Source organism: Streptomyces sp. NPDC059832 (assembly GCF_042731715.1).
Taxonomy (GTDB): domain Bacteria; phylum Actinomycetota; class Actinomycetes; order Streptomycetales; family Streptomycetaceae; genus Streptomyces.
In genome coordinates, this window is sequence record NZ_JBHWIY010000011.1 from 234,358 (window position 1) to 246,908 (window position 12,551).

The following is a 12,551-nucleotide window of genomic DNA, read 5'->3' on the forward strand; positions in this document are numbered from 1 at the left end:
CCTCGGGCCGTGTCTGTCCGTGCACCCCGCACGCCGGCGGGGGCAGCGGACGGGCGCGGTTCCCGTATCGCTTTCCGGATCGGCGCACCAAGGGGGGAGGATGTACGTATGCAGCCTAGGAACATGTCCATGAGCGGCGTCGTCGACCTCGCCGCGGTGAAGGCGGCCGGCGAGGCCAAGGTGAAGGCGGAGCAGGCCCGTGCCGAGGCCTCCCGGCAGGGTGGCGGCGGTGCCGTGCCGCCCTCCGCCCTGGTGATCGATGTCGATGAGGCGGGCTTCGAGAGCGATGTCCTCCAGCGTTCCGCCGAGGTCCCGGTCGTCATCGACTTCTGGGCCGAGTGGTGCGAGCCGTGCAAGCAGTTGGGCCCGCTCCTGGAGCGCCTGGCCCTTGAGTACAACGGCCGCTTCGTGCTGGCCAAGGTCGATGTCGACGCCAACCAGATGCTGATGCAGCAGTTCGGCATCCAGGGCATTCCGGCGGTCTTCGCCGTCGTCGCCGGACAGGCCCTCCCGCTCTTCCAGGGCGCGGCCCCCGAGGCCCAGATCCGCCAGACGCTTGACCAGTTGATCCAGGTCGGCGAGGAGCGGTTCGGGCTCACCGGGATCGCGGTCGACCAGGACGCCGCCGCCGGAGAGGGTGACGCGGCTCCGGCCGAGGCGCCCGCGGGGCCGTACGACGCCCTGCTCGAATCGGCCGTACGGGCCCTGGACGCCGACGACTTCGCCGGTGCCGTCCAGGCGTACAAGAACGTCCTGTCCGACGACCCGGCCAACACGGAGGCCAAGCTCGGTCTCGCCCAGGCCGAACTCCTTTCCCGGGTCAAGGACATGGACGCGCAGCGGGTCCGCGAGAACGCCGCCGCGAACCCGGCCGACGTCACCGCGCAGCTCGCCGCCGCCGATCTGGATCTGGTCGGCGGTCATGTCGAGGACGCCTTCGGCCGGCTCGTCGAGACGGTGCGGCGCACCTTCGGTGACGACCGGGACGCCGCGCGGGTGCGGCTGCTGGAGCTGTTCGAGGTGATCGGCCCCGACGACCCGCGGGTCGGTGCCGCGCGTACGGCGCTGGCGCGGGTCTTGTTCTGATGTGACAAGTGGCCGCGGTGCCCTCCCGGCGACCGCGGCCGTTTTCGCGATCCGGCGATAAGAGACGCCCCTGCTTTACCAAATCTTGATAAAGCAGGGGCCTGTTACTCGCAGTAAATCGCGCACCGGGATCTGTCCGCATTGGTGACCTGATCCTCCCTTTCATCCTTCGACTCGGCGCCACCGTGTGTGGCCGGGCGGTACCAGCCGGTCGCGCATCGGTTATCGGGCCGTTACTAGCGAGTAACGAACCCCCTTGTGTCACGGGCGGGAATGCACCACGATCGGCCACGCTCGGTCCAATAACGCCAGCCCGGCTGCCAGTCGGTGCGGCGGCCCTGTTGGGTCCCCACCGAGTGGGCCGGCGGCAGTGGCGCCGGCTCCGGGCAGGGGGGTTCCTGTCGTCCGGCAGGGCCTGTCCGAACAGGTTGCGCGAATGCGTGGCCAGTGGTTGTCGCTCGGGGGTGATCGCCGGTGATTCGGACGCGGTTCATGCCTCCGTCCGCAGGCGCTCTCCTTGCCGAGGACGTAGCACTTCTCCCATCCCAGGACGGGCCCAGCCCGGACCGGAGATGTACGTCCGAGAAGGAGGAAAATTATGAGTTCCCAGGTTCGTGGCGGCACCAGATGGAAGCGTTTCGCTCTGGTCATGGTGCCGAGCGTCGTCGCGACCGCGGCGGTGGGTGTCGGTCTCGCGCAGGGCGCCCTCGCGGCGTCGTTCAGCGTGTCCGGCCAGAGCTTCAAGGTGCGTGCGGACAAGCTCGTCGGCCATGACTTCGTCCAGTACGGCAGCGTTGCTACCGGCAAGGACCTCAAGGGCGACGACGCGGCGCACGCCGTGGCCGTGTCCGGCTTCAGCGATGCCACGATCACCAACATGTGCCAGTCGGTGGTCACTCCGAACCTTCCGTTCGGCCTCGGCAACGTCACGCTGCAGCTGAACGCGGGTACGGACCCGAAGAAGCCGGTCGAGGCGACCAACCTGTACCTCGACATCGCCGAGCTCGACGCCGACGCGTACTTCGAGCACATCGACATCGGTGTTGCCGCGGGAGACGTCGGCAAGCCCGGCATCCAGTCCGGTACCGAGAAGAAGGTCAACCCGAACGGCTTCGCGCAGCGCGCCGAGACGGCGACGCTGACCAACGTGAAGCAGACGGCATGGGCGACCACCGCCGGCACCTTCAAGCTCAGCAACCTGAGCCTGCGGCTGCACAGTGGCGTCAAGGAGTGCTACTAAGCACCCGCCGGGTGGCCGGAGCGCCCCTGCGGGGACTCCGGCCGCCCACCTTTTCTCTTCTCACAGCAGTACCGGTTCCAGGGAGCTGTTTTCCATGAGCCCCGAGTCCACAGGGCAGAACGAGCACTACCTCCGCGTCTTCTGGCGGAGATTCCGCACCTGGCGGGGTAACCGGCCGTTCTGGGCGGGCCTGTTCACCATGGTGGGTGGTCTACCCATCGCGTACTTCCCGTACGCCAACATGCACCTCGGCAACGTCACACTGGCGATGTCCACCACCGCCGGTGCCGGATCCCTGATCATCGGGATCCTGCTCGTCACGCTGGGCCTCACCATGTGGTTCCACCACATCGTGAGAGTGTTCGCCGGAGTCGCCGCGATCCTGCTTGCGCTGATCTCCCTACCGGTCGCCAACATCGGCGGATTCCTGATCGGTTTCCTGTTCGCCCTGCTGGGTGGAGCGCTCTCCGTCTCCTGGGCCCCGGGCGAAGCGAAGCCCGACCTCGGGGAGAAGTCCGAGGGGAACGGCCCCGGGACGCAGGAGTCCGGACCCGAGTTCCACAGCACGGCAGCGGTGCCCCAGCAGCGGCCGGAGCAGTACGACACGACAGTTGAGGTCGACGGCGGGAGGCATCGTGCGGGGTGACGAGACGCAGCTGAACTCGACCGGGGAGGGCCTCGGGACGAGAAGCGGACCGCGCCACGCGGCCCCCAGGAAGTCGTTGCTGACGAAGCTGCACATTCCCGCGGGCAAGGCGTTCGCGCTCGCCGCGATGCCGACGGCCGTCTTCGTGGGAATGGGGCTCACCCCCAAGCTCGCGCTGGCCGACGACAATTCGGACATCCCCTTCGCGCCCGGCCCCTGTGTGACCCGCTCCGACGAGCCGAGCGAGGAGCCCTCGCCGTCCGCGTCGACGTCGCCGTCCCCGTCGCCGTCCGCCACCGACTCCGGTGACAAGGGCGACACGGCGACCCCGAAGTCCTCGACGACCCCGAACCCTTCGACGACCCCGTCCGCGAGCGACACGGCGAAGGCGAGGACGAAGGCCGCCGCGGCCGACGCCCCCGCCGCCACGCCGAGTGCCTCGCCCACACCCACGAAGTCGAGGAACCCGCTCGACCCGCTGGGCGTCGGCGACGCGCTCAAGGACCTCTTCGACGGACCGGACAAGGAGACGGCGAGCCCGTCCCCGAGCGCGAGCACCGCGTCCCCGAAGCCGTCGCGGACCGACACCGCCGAGAAGCCGTCCGAGAAGCCCGCGGAGAAGGCCGTCGAGAAGGCCACGGACGCCGCGAAGGAGACGGCCGACAAGACCGCCGCCGCCATCCGCGAAGCCGCGGGCAGGGCCGGCAAGTCGGTCAAGGAGCTCGACGAGAGCGCCAAGGGGCTGGACGCCAAGAAGGACGAGGACATCCCGGACGGCGCCAAGGAGCGCTTCCCGTGTCCGACCGCCGACCCCGAGGCGCTGGCTGCGGCCGATCTGGACACGGGCATCCCGCTCCTCCCGACCGACCCGTGGATCCTGGAGAGCTCGAAGCTCACCCTCAAAGGGCTCGACTACAAGGGCATCGTCGAGGTGAAGACGTACGACGGCACCGTCAAGAAGGTGCTGAAGTTCACCGCGAGCTCCATCGACATCGACAACCTCCACCAGACGACGGTCGGTCCGGCCGGTACCACGGCCCATGTCGAGGCGCGGAAGGGCTCCGAGTCCACCATCCGCAACGGCACGGTGACCATGTACACGGAGGAGCTGAAGGGCAACCTCTTCGGCCTCATCCCGGTCACGTTCAGCCCGGAGACACCGCCGCCGCTGAACGTACCCTTCGCCATCTTCACCAAGGTCAAGGTGACCCAGGCCGGCCAGTTCGGCGGCTCGCTCAAGGTCCCCGGGCTGCACAACTACTTCACCGGCGGCAACGACTAGGGCCTGTCCGGGAGCCGCACAGGACTGTGGGCCGCACTCCTCGGGGAGTGCGGCCCACAGTCGTGCTCACGGGTGGACGCGTCAGTCGCGCGCGCCGCCGCCGACGTGGTGCACCCGCACCATGTTGGTCGTGCCCGGGATGCCGGGGGGCGAGCCGGCCGTGATGACCATGGTGTCGCCCTCGTTGTAGCGGCCCAGCTTCAGCAGCTCGCCGTCGACCAGGTCGACCATCGCGTCCGTGTTGTCCACGTGCGGCACGACGTGGGCCTCGACGCCCCAGCTCAGCGCGAGCTGGTTGCGGGTCGACTCGTCCGTGGTGAAGGCCAGGATGGGCTGCGCCGCGCGGTAGCGGGAGAGCCGGCGGGCCGTGTCACCGGACTTGGTGAAGGCGACCAGCGCCCTGCCGTTCAGGAAGTCCGCGATCTCGCAGGCCGCACGGGCCACCGAACCGCCCTGGGTACGGGGCTTCTTGCCCGGCACCAGCGGCTGGAGTCCCTTGGAGAGCAGCTCCTCCTCGGCGGCGACGACGATCTTCGACATCGTCTTGACCGTCTCGATCGGGTACGCGCCCACGCTGGACTCGGCCGAGAGCATGACCGCGTCCGCGCCGTCCAGGATCGCGTTGGCGACATCGGACGCCTCGGCGCGCGTCGGCCGCGAGTTGGTGATCATCGACTCCATCATCTGGGTCGCGACGATCACCGGCTTGGCGTTCCGCCGGCAGAGCTCCACCAGGCGCTTCTGCACCATCGGGACCTTCTCCAGGGGATACTCGACGGCCAGGTCGCCACGGGCGACCATCACACCGTCGAACGCCATGACGACGCCCTCCATGTGCTCGACGGCCTGCGGCTTCTCGACCTTGGCGATGACGGGGACCCGGCGGCCCTCCTCGTCCATCACCTTGTGGACGTCCTTGACGTCATCGGCGTCCCGCACGAAGGAGAGCGCCACCAGGTCGCAGCCCATCCGCAGGGCGAACCGCAGGTCGTCGACATCCTTCTCGGACAGGGCCGGGACGTTGACCGCCGCGCCGGGGAGGTTGATGCCCTTGTGGTCGGAGATGACACCGCCCTCGATGACGATGGTCTTCACCCGGGGGCCCTCGACCGCGACGACCTTCAGCTCGACGTTGCCGTCGTTGATCAGGATCGGGTCGCCCTTGGCGACGTCGCCGGGCAGACCCTTGTAGGTCGTGCCGCAGATCGACTTGTCGCCCGGGACGTCCTCCGCGGTGATGGTGAACTCGTCCCCGCGGACCAGTTCGACGGGGCCCTCGGCGAACTTCGCCAGGCGGATCTTCGGGCCCTGGAGGTCGGCGAGCACGCCGATCGCACGGCCGGTCTCGGCGGCGGCCTTGCGGACCCGGTCGTAACGACCCTGGTGCTCCTCGTGGCTGCCGTGACTGAAGTTGAACCGGGCCACGCTCATGCCGGCCTCGATCAGAGCGACGAGCTGCTCATGGGAGTCGACGGCGGGACCGAGTGTGCAGACGATTTTGGAACGGCGCATGAGGCGGATCCTATCGGTTTGTTTCGCTACGGAATATTCCGTCTGGTGGAAGGTACAAAGGGGCGCGGGGGCGCTCAGTTGTGGGCTTGTCCGACGAGTCCGCGGGCCTGTCCGACGAGCGCGAAGGTCTGGACGGCGATCTCCAGTTCCTCGTCCGTCGGCACCACGGCGACCGCGACCCGCGCGTAGTCCGGCGAGATCAGCCGGGGCTCGTCGGACCGCACGCCGTTCAGGTCCGCGTCCACCGCCAGGCCGAGCTCTTCGAGACCGGCGACGGCAGCCTCCCGCACCGGTGCCGAGTTCTCCCCGACCCCCGCCGTGAACACCACGGCATCCACCCGGCCGAGGACCGCCGAATAGGCGCCGATGTACTTCTTCAGCCGGTGCACATAGATGTCGAACGCCAGCGCCGCGCGTTCGTCGCCCTCGTCGATCCGGCGCCGGATCTCCCGCATGTCGTTGTCGCCGCAGAGGCCGACCAGGCCGCTCTTCTTGTTGAGCAGCGCGTCGACCTCGTCCGCCGACATCCCCGCGACGCGCATGAGGTGGAAGGTGACGGCCGGATCGATGTCCCCGGAGCGGGTGCCCATCACCAGCCCCTCCAAGGGGGTCAGCCCCATCGAGGTCTCCACGCACCGGCCACCGGCCACCGCCGAGGCCGAGGCGCCGTTGCCCAGGTGCAGCACGATGACGTTGACCTCCTCGGGGGTGCGTCCCAGCAGCTCGGCGGCCTTGCGGGAGACGTACGCGTGCGAGGTGCCGTGGAATCCGTAGCGCCGGATGCGGTGCGCGTCGGCGGTCTCCGTGTCGATCGCGTACCGCGCCGCGTACTCCGGCATCGTCGTGTGGAAGGCCGTGTCGAAGACCGCCACCTGCGGGAGGTCCGGTCGCAGGGACCGAGCGGTACGGATGCCCGTGATGTTCGCCGGATTGTGCAGCGGGGCCACCGGGACCAGGCGCTCGATCTCCTTCAGCACCTCGTCGTCGATCACCACGGGCTGGGTGAACCGCAGCCCGCCGTGCACCACCCGGTGGCCGATCGCCGCGAGCTGCGGGGAGTCCAGTCCGAGCCCGTCGGCCGCCAGCTCCTGTGCCGCCGCCTTCAGCGCCGCCTCGTGGTCCGCGATCGGGCCGGTGCGCTCGCGCCGCTCGGCGCCTTTGCCGACCAGCGGGGTGTGCACCAGACGGGAGGTCTCCTCCCCGATCCGCTCGACCAGCCCCACCGCGAGCCGGGTGCGGTCGCTCATGTCCAGCAGCTGGTACTTCACCGACGAGGAGCCGGAGTTGAGGACCAGCACGCGATACGCGCCCGTCGCGGCGGAGCCCTCGGTGGTCGGGACGGTCATCCGTTCACTCCTTGCCCTGCGCCTGGATCGCCGTGATGGCCACGGTATTGACGATGTCCTGGACGAGCGCGCCGCGGGACAGGTCGTTGACGGGCTTCCGCAGCCCCTGGAGCACCGGTCCGACGGCGACCGCGCCCGCCGAGCGCTGCACGGCCTTGTAGGTGTTGTTGCCGGTGTTCAGGTCCGGGAAGATCAGCACCGTCGCCTGGCCCGCCACCTCGGAGCCCGGCAGCTTCGTCGCGGCGACGCTCGGCTCCACCGCGGCGTCGTACTGGATGGGACCCTCGATCCTGAGGTCCGGCCTGCTCGCGCGGACCCGGTCCGTCGCCTCGCGCACCTTGTCCACATCGGCGCCCGAGCCGGAGGTGCCCGTCGAGTACGACAGCATCGCGATCCGCGGCTCCACACCGAAGCGGGCGGCGGTGGCGGCCGACTGCACCGCGATGTCGGCGAGCTGCTCCGTGTCCGGGTCCGGATTGACCGCGCAGTCGCCGTACACCAGCACCTTGTCGGCGAGGCACATGAAGAAGACGGAGGAGACGATCGAGGCGTCCGGTTTGGTTTTGATGATCTCGAACGCCGGGCGGATCGTCGCCGCGGTGGAGTGCACGGCCCCGGAGACCATGCCGTCCGCGAGCCCCTCCTGGACCATCAGGGTGCCGAAGTAGTTGACGTCCGCGACGACGTCGTACGCCAGCTCCACCGTGACCCCGCGGTGGGCCCGCAGCTGCGCGTACCGCTCGGCGAAGGTCTGGCGCAGCTCGGAGGTCTGCGGGTCGATGAGCTGGGTGCCGACGAGATCGATGCCGAGGTCGGCGGCCTTCTTGCGGATGACGTCGGGGTCGCCGAGCAGGGTGAGGTCGCAGACGTCGCGGCGCAGCAGTACGTCCGCGGCGCGCAGCACCCGCTCCTCGGTGCCCTCGGGCAGGACGACCCGGCGCCGGTCGGCGCGGGCCTGCTCCAGCAGCTCGTGCTCGAACATCATCGGGGTGACGCGGCCGCTGCGGGCGACCGAGATCCGCTCCAGCAGGGCGCCGGTGTCCACGTGGCGCTCGAAGAGGCCCAGCGCGGTCTCCGCCTTGCGGGGCGTCGCGGCGTTCAACTTGCCTTCGAGGGCGAAAAGCCGGGCCGCGGTGGGGAAGGATCCGCCGGCCACCGACACGACCGGGGTGCCCGGTGCGAGTCGCGCGGCCAGCCTGAGTATCTCCTCGCCGGGGCGCTCGTCCAGGGTCAGCAGCACCCCCGCGATGGGCGGGGTCCCGGCGCTGTGCGCGGCCAGCGAGCCGACCACCAGGTCAGCCCGGTCCCCGGGCGTGACCACCAGGCAGCCCGGCGTCAGCGCGTTCAGCATGTTCGGCAGCATCGCGCCGCCGAAGACGAAGTCCAGGGCGTCCCTCGCCAGCCCGGAGTCGTCGCCGAGCAGCACCGTGCCGCCGAGCGCCGCGGTGATCTGGGCGACGGTCGGCGCGGAGAGCGCCGCGTCGTCGGGCAGGACGGAACAGGGAACGGGCAGCGTGGCCGCCAGCCGCTCCGCGATGACATCGCGGTCCTCGGCCGCCACCCGGTTCACGATCACCGCGACGACGTCGCAGCCCAGTCCGGCGTACGCGCGGTAGGCATTGCGGGTCTCGGCCCGTACCGACTCCGCGGTCTGGCCCTTCCCGCCGACCACCGTGATCACCGAGGCGCCGAACTCATTGGCCAGGCGTGCGTTGAGCGCCAGCTCGTCGGGCAGCTGGGTGGCGGCGAAGTCGGTGCCGAGCACCAGCACCACCTCGTACTTCTGGGCCACCTGGTGGAACCGGTCGACGAGCAGGGAGACCAGCTCGTCCGTGCCCCGCTCCGCCTGGAGCGCGGACGCCTCGTGGTAGTCCAGCCCGTAGGCCGAATCGGGGTCCTGGGGGAGCCGGTAGCGGGACCGCAGCAGTTCGAACAGGCGATCGGGCCCGTCATGGACGAGCGGGCGGAACACCCCGACCCGGTCCACCTGACGCGTCAGGAGTTCCATGACTCCCAGATCGACGACCTGCCGGCCGTCTCCCCGGTCGATCCCGGTCACGTACACGCTGCGCGTCACGCGTGTTCTCCCGTCCAATCTCGGTTTGGGATGGTATCGCCATGTCGACGATACCTGTGGGGGCCGAGACGTCGCCCGCCGGGCGAAGCCCCCGCACCGGGGCGGCCGGCAGCGCGAGGTCCAGACCTGACGTGGGACAATCGACGTGGCTCACGGTACGGGGGATTTTGTGGACGTCCCCCGCAATGCACGGCACTAGCGAGCAGGAGACACAGCACGATGCGCATCGGAATTCTCACCGCAGGCGGCGACTGCCCAGGCCTGAACGCAGTGATCCGGTCGGTCGTGCACCGCGCCGTGGTGGGGCACGGAGACGAAGTCATCGGCTTCGAGGACGGGTTCAAGGGGCTCCTCGACGGCCACTTCCGCCCCCTCGACCTCAACGCGGTCAGCGGCATCCTCGCCCGCGGCGGCACCGTCCTCGGATCGGCCCGGCTGGAGCGCGACCGGCTGCGCGAGGCCGCGGAGAACTGCGCCGAGCTGAGCCGTCGTTACGGCATGGACGCCCTCATCCCGATCGGCGGCGAGGGCACCCTCACCGCCGCCCGGATGCTGTCGGACGCCGGAATGCCCGTCGTCGGCGTCCCCAAGACCATCGACAACGACATCTCCGCCACCGACCGGACCTTCGGCTTCGACACCGCGGTGGGTGTCGCCACCGATGCCATAGACCGCCTCAAGACCACCGCCGAATCGCACCAGCGGGTCATGGTCGTCGAGGTGATGGGCCGGCACGCGGGCTGGATCGCGCTGGAGTCCGGGATGGCGGGCGGCGCGCACGGCATCTGCCTCCCCGAGCGCCGCTTCCAGGTCAAGGACCTGGTGAAGATGGTCGAGGAACGCTTCGCGCGCGGCAAGAAGTTCGCGGTCATCTGCGTGGCCGAGGGCGCGCACCCGGCCGAGGGCTCCATGCCGTACGCCAAGGGCGAGATCGACCAGTTCGGCCACGAGCGCTTCCAGGGCATCGGCAACCGGCTGGCCATCGAGCTGGAGACCCGGCTCGGCAAGGAGGCCCGGCCGGTCATTCTCGGCCATGTGCAGCGGGGCGGCACGCCGACCGCGTACGACCGGGTGCTCGCCACCCGCTTCGGCTGGCACGCGGTCGAGGCGGCGCACCGCGGCGACTTCGGCCGGATGACGGCGCTGCGCGGCACGGACATCGAGATGGTTCCGCTCGCCGACGCGATCACACAGCTCAAGACGGTGCCCAAGGACCGGATGGACGAGGCCGAGTCGGTCTTCTGACCCCGGCCGCGCGGCAGCGCACAGCGGAAACGGCCCGGCGGCCCTGACTGTCCCCCCGTGGACGGTCAGGGCCGCTTGCCGTTCCCCCGGCGCCCGGGGCCGTTCCGGACGGTCGGATCCGGGCGGCCGCGGTGCCGGAAACCACTCTTGAGCCGGCGGACCGGATCAACAAGGCTTGTCCCTTGTCCCGGACATGTCCCAACCCTGTCCGGGAGTGGAATCCAGGGGAGAGGCACAGCGCATGGTGGTCGAGGGCGGGGCTCCGGATCCTCGTGAGGCGCGCAGCGCGCCCGAGTTCACAGCCCTGTTACGGGTGCTCAAGGACGCCTCGGGGCTGACGTTGCGGGAACTGGCCCGGCGGGCCGAAACGGTCGGGGACGTACTGCCGCGCTCCACGATCGCCAACATGCTGGGGCGTACGTCGGTCCCGCGCGAGGAACTCCTCGCCGCCTTCGTACGGGCCTGCGGCTGCGGGCCCGCGGAGGCGGCGAACTGGCTCGCCGTACGCAAGGAACTCACCGCACGCGGGCAGCGGGCCGGGGGAGGGGGCGCGGGAGAGGGCGAGGCCGGAGCCCAGGATTCCGGGACGGCACGGGACGCACCGGCCGGGCGCTCCCCGGAGCAGCCGCCCGAGCGGTCGGCCGAGCCGACCCCGGAGCAGCCGCCCGAGCAGCCGGCCGGGCCGCCCACCGTTCCGGTTCCCGCGCCGTCCCCCGCCCGTCGTCACCGGTCCAGGACCGTCCTGGCGGCTGTCGTCTCGCTGGTCGTGCTCGCCGCCGCAGCGGTGGCCGTCGTCCTTCTCGTACAGGACGACGACCGGCCGGGAACCGCGCCCGTGACCGGTCCGGTGGCGGGGCGGACGGTGCAGATCCGGTCCGTCCACTCCGGCTTCTGCCTCTCCGAGCACCGGAGCACCGACAGCGGACGGCTGTACCAGCTGCCGTGCGACGGGCATACGATCCCGAGCTTCTCGCTCAGACCGCTGGGCGACGGCGTCTGGCGGCTCGTGACCGACCACCCGGACTACGGCAAGGGCTGCACGGGCGTCTGGAACGGGACACGGGAGGCCGGCGCCTCGATGCAGGACCAGACGTGCGGCAGCCGCGGCGCCGCGGAGGCCTTCTGGATCGAGCCCGTGGGCCGTCCCGTCGAGGGCTACCGGATCCGCCCCGCCCACACCCACCTGTGCGTCGGTGCCGAGGCGGGCAGCAGCAGGCGCGATGCCGAACTGGTGCAGATGGGCTGCGACGGGGTGGACCGGGGGAGTCTGTTCTCCTTCGACCCGGTGGCCGCGGACGCTTCCGACGGCTGAGAGCCTGTCGACGTCGGCGCCGACCGGGCCGGGCGGCTCACCCGTCCGGCCCCGGCACCCCCGCCGCCCGCCAGAACCGTTCCAGGATCTCCGCCAGGAACACCCGTCCCGCGTCGCCCGTCGCCCCGGCCCGCTCCGTACCCGTGCTGCTCCAGCTCAGCGTCGACACCATCAGCGACTGGTAGTCGGCGTGCAGCTGTTCCAGTACGTCCTGGAGGAAGCCGCGCTCCAGCGGCACCAGCTTCGCCACCGCCCGCAGCTGGGCCTGCCAGCGCGTCGTCACCGCGCCGCGCAGCAGCTCCGCCAGCTCCTCGTCCCGGCCGGACACCGTCACGAACCCGGCGGGCGTCAGCCCCAGCACCTCGGCGAGCGCCGCGGACTGGCGTTCGTTGCCGCGCCAGCGCCCCGAGTCCTCCATCCGCAGATACGCGGAGGCGGTCAGCCCCAGCAGCCGCGCCAGCTCCTCCACGGCCAGCTCCCTGGCCACCCGGTGCTCCCGCAGGGTGCGCGCGGCGGTGAGCAGTTCGCCCGGCGAGCACCACAACACCCCGGCCAGCGCCGTGAGTTCGTACTCGCCCGGGACGGCGAGCCCGCGCTCCCAGGCGACCACCGTCTCGGTGCTGATCCGGAGCCCGTACTGGGCCCCGAGACCGTACGCGACGTGGCCGGGAAGCATCCCCAGGGCCTCGCGCAGTCGGCGCGCGGCGGGGGCGTTGAACGGCGGGGAGGGGTGCACGGCCCCACCGTAGGAGTCAAGGCATGGAATGACTACGGTGTGTTCCACCGATATCCACGGCTCGTAGGA

General features: G+C 70.5%; 10 protein-coding genes. 6 read left to right on the plus strand and 4 right to left on the minus strand.

Translation table 11 applies throughout. From position 1 onward, the window contains the following. Positions 1 to 108 precede the first annotated feature (108 nt). The 4 genes from ACFV8T_RS21655 to ACFV8T_RS21670 all read left to right on the plus strand — a co-directional run bounded on the left by ACFV8T_RS21655 (position 109) and on the right by ACFV8T_RS21670 (position 4,254). Entirely contained in the window at positions 109 to 1,086 is a 978-nt protein-coding gene (locus ACFV8T_RS21655; RefSeq protein ID WP_385329705.1) for a tetratricopeptide repeat protein, read from the plus strand. 598 nt (positions 1,087 to 1,684) lie between these two features. Next, complete coding sequence (locus tag ACFV8T_RS21660; protein ID WP_385329708.1) at positions 1,685 to 2,326, plus strand: DUF6230 family protein; 642 nt, start codon at positions 1,685 to 1,687, stop codon at positions 2,324 to 2,326. Between the two features lie 94 nt (positions 2,327 to 2,420). Next, entirely contained in the window at positions 2,421 to 2,972 is a 552-nt protein-coding gene (locus ACFV8T_RS21665) for a DUF6114 domain-containing protein (protein ID WP_385329711.1), read from the plus strand. Then, positions 2,962 to 4,254 (plus strand): hypothetical protein, encoded by a 1,293-nt coding sequence (locus tag ACFV8T_RS21670; RefSeq protein WP_385329714.1) that lies wholly within the window; start codon positions 2,962 to 2,964, stop codon positions 4,252 to 4,254. The genes ACFV8T_RS21665 and ACFV8T_RS21670 overlap by 11 nt, the downstream gene beginning before the upstream one ends. Positions 4,255 to 4,335: 81 nt before the next feature. Here ACFV8T_RS21670 and pyk read toward each other — a convergent pair whose 3' ends face one another. The 3 genes from pyk to pta form a co-directional block, all read right to left on the minus strand. Beyond that, positions 4,336 to 5,766 (minus strand): pyruvate kinase, encoded by a 1,431-nt coding sequence (gene pyk / locus ACFV8T_RS21675; protein WP_385329717.1) that lies wholly within the window; start codon positions 5,764 to 5,766, stop codon positions 4,336 to 4,338. Between the two features lie 74 nt (positions 5,767 to 5,840). Beyond that, positions 5,841 to 7,112, minus strand: a complete 1,272-nt coding sequence (locus ACFV8T_RS21680) for an acetate kinase (RefSeq protein WP_385329720.1) — start codon at positions 7,110 to 7,112, stop codon at positions 5,841 to 5,843. Positions 7,113 to 7,116: 4 nt separating this feature from the next. Continuing rightward, positions 7,117 to 9,189 (minus strand): phosphate acetyltransferase, encoded by a 2,073-nt coding sequence (gene pta / locus ACFV8T_RS21685; RefSeq protein ID WP_385329723.1) that lies wholly within the window; start codon positions 9,187 to 9,189, stop codon positions 7,117 to 7,119. A 219-nt stretch (positions 9,190 to 9,408) separates the two neighbouring features. On the opposite strand from pta, the gene ACFV8T_RS21690 reads away from it, so the two are divergent. Next, a complete protein-coding gene (locus ACFV8T_RS21690; protein WP_385329725.1) occupies positions 9,409 to 10,434 on the plus strand; it encodes an ATP-dependent 6-phosphofructokinase in 1,026 nt (341 codons plus the stop codon). A 214-nt stretch (positions 10,435 to 10,648) separates the two neighbouring features. Beyond that, entirely contained in the window at positions 10,649 to 11,746 is a 1,098-nt protein-coding gene (locus ACFV8T_RS21695) for a helix-turn-helix domain-containing protein (protein WP_385329728.1), read from the plus strand. A 37-nt stretch (positions 11,747 to 11,783) separates the two neighbouring features. On the opposite strand, the gene ACFV8T_RS21700 is transcribed toward ACFV8T_RS21695, so the two are convergent. After that, positions 11,784 to 12,422: a helix-turn-helix domain-containing protein gene (locus ACFV8T_RS21700; RefSeq protein ID WP_385329884.1), complete on the minus strand. Its 639-nt coding sequence runs from the start codon at positions 12,420 to 12,422 to the stop codon at positions 11,784 to 11,786. Between the last annotated feature and the right edge of the window lie 129 nt (positions 12,423 to 12,551).

Bases quoted from the DNA above. Each gene is read 5' to 3' on its own strand.
- ACFV8T_RS21700 (WP_385329884.1), bottom strand. From the start codon at position 12,422: ATGCTTCCCGGCCACGTCGCGTACGGTCTCGGGGCCCAGTACGGGCTC.
- ACFV8T_RS21690 (WP_385329725.1), top strand. From the start codon at position 9,409: ATGCGCATCGGAATTCTCACCGCAGGCGGCGACTGCCCAGGCCTGAAC.
- pyk (WP_385329717.1), bottom strand. From the start codon at position 5,766: ATGCGCCGTTCCAAAATCGTCTGCACACTCGGTCCCGCCGTCGACTCC.
- ACFV8T_RS21655 (WP_385329705.1), top strand. From the start codon at position 109: ATGCAGCCTAGGAACATGTCCATGAGCGGCGTCGTCGACCTCGCCGCG.
- ACFV8T_RS21665 (WP_385329711.1), top strand. From the start codon at position 2,421: ATGAGCCCCGAGTCCACAGGGCAGAACGAGCACTACCTCCGCGTCTTC.
- ACFV8T_RS21660 (WP_385329708.1), top strand. From the start codon at position 1,685: ATGAGTTCCCAGGTTCGTGGCGGCACCAGATGGAAGCGTTTCGCTCTG.
- ACFV8T_RS21680 (WP_385329720.1), bottom strand. From the start codon at position 7,112: ATGACCGTCCCGACCACCGAGGGCTCCGCCGCGACGGGCGCGTATCGC.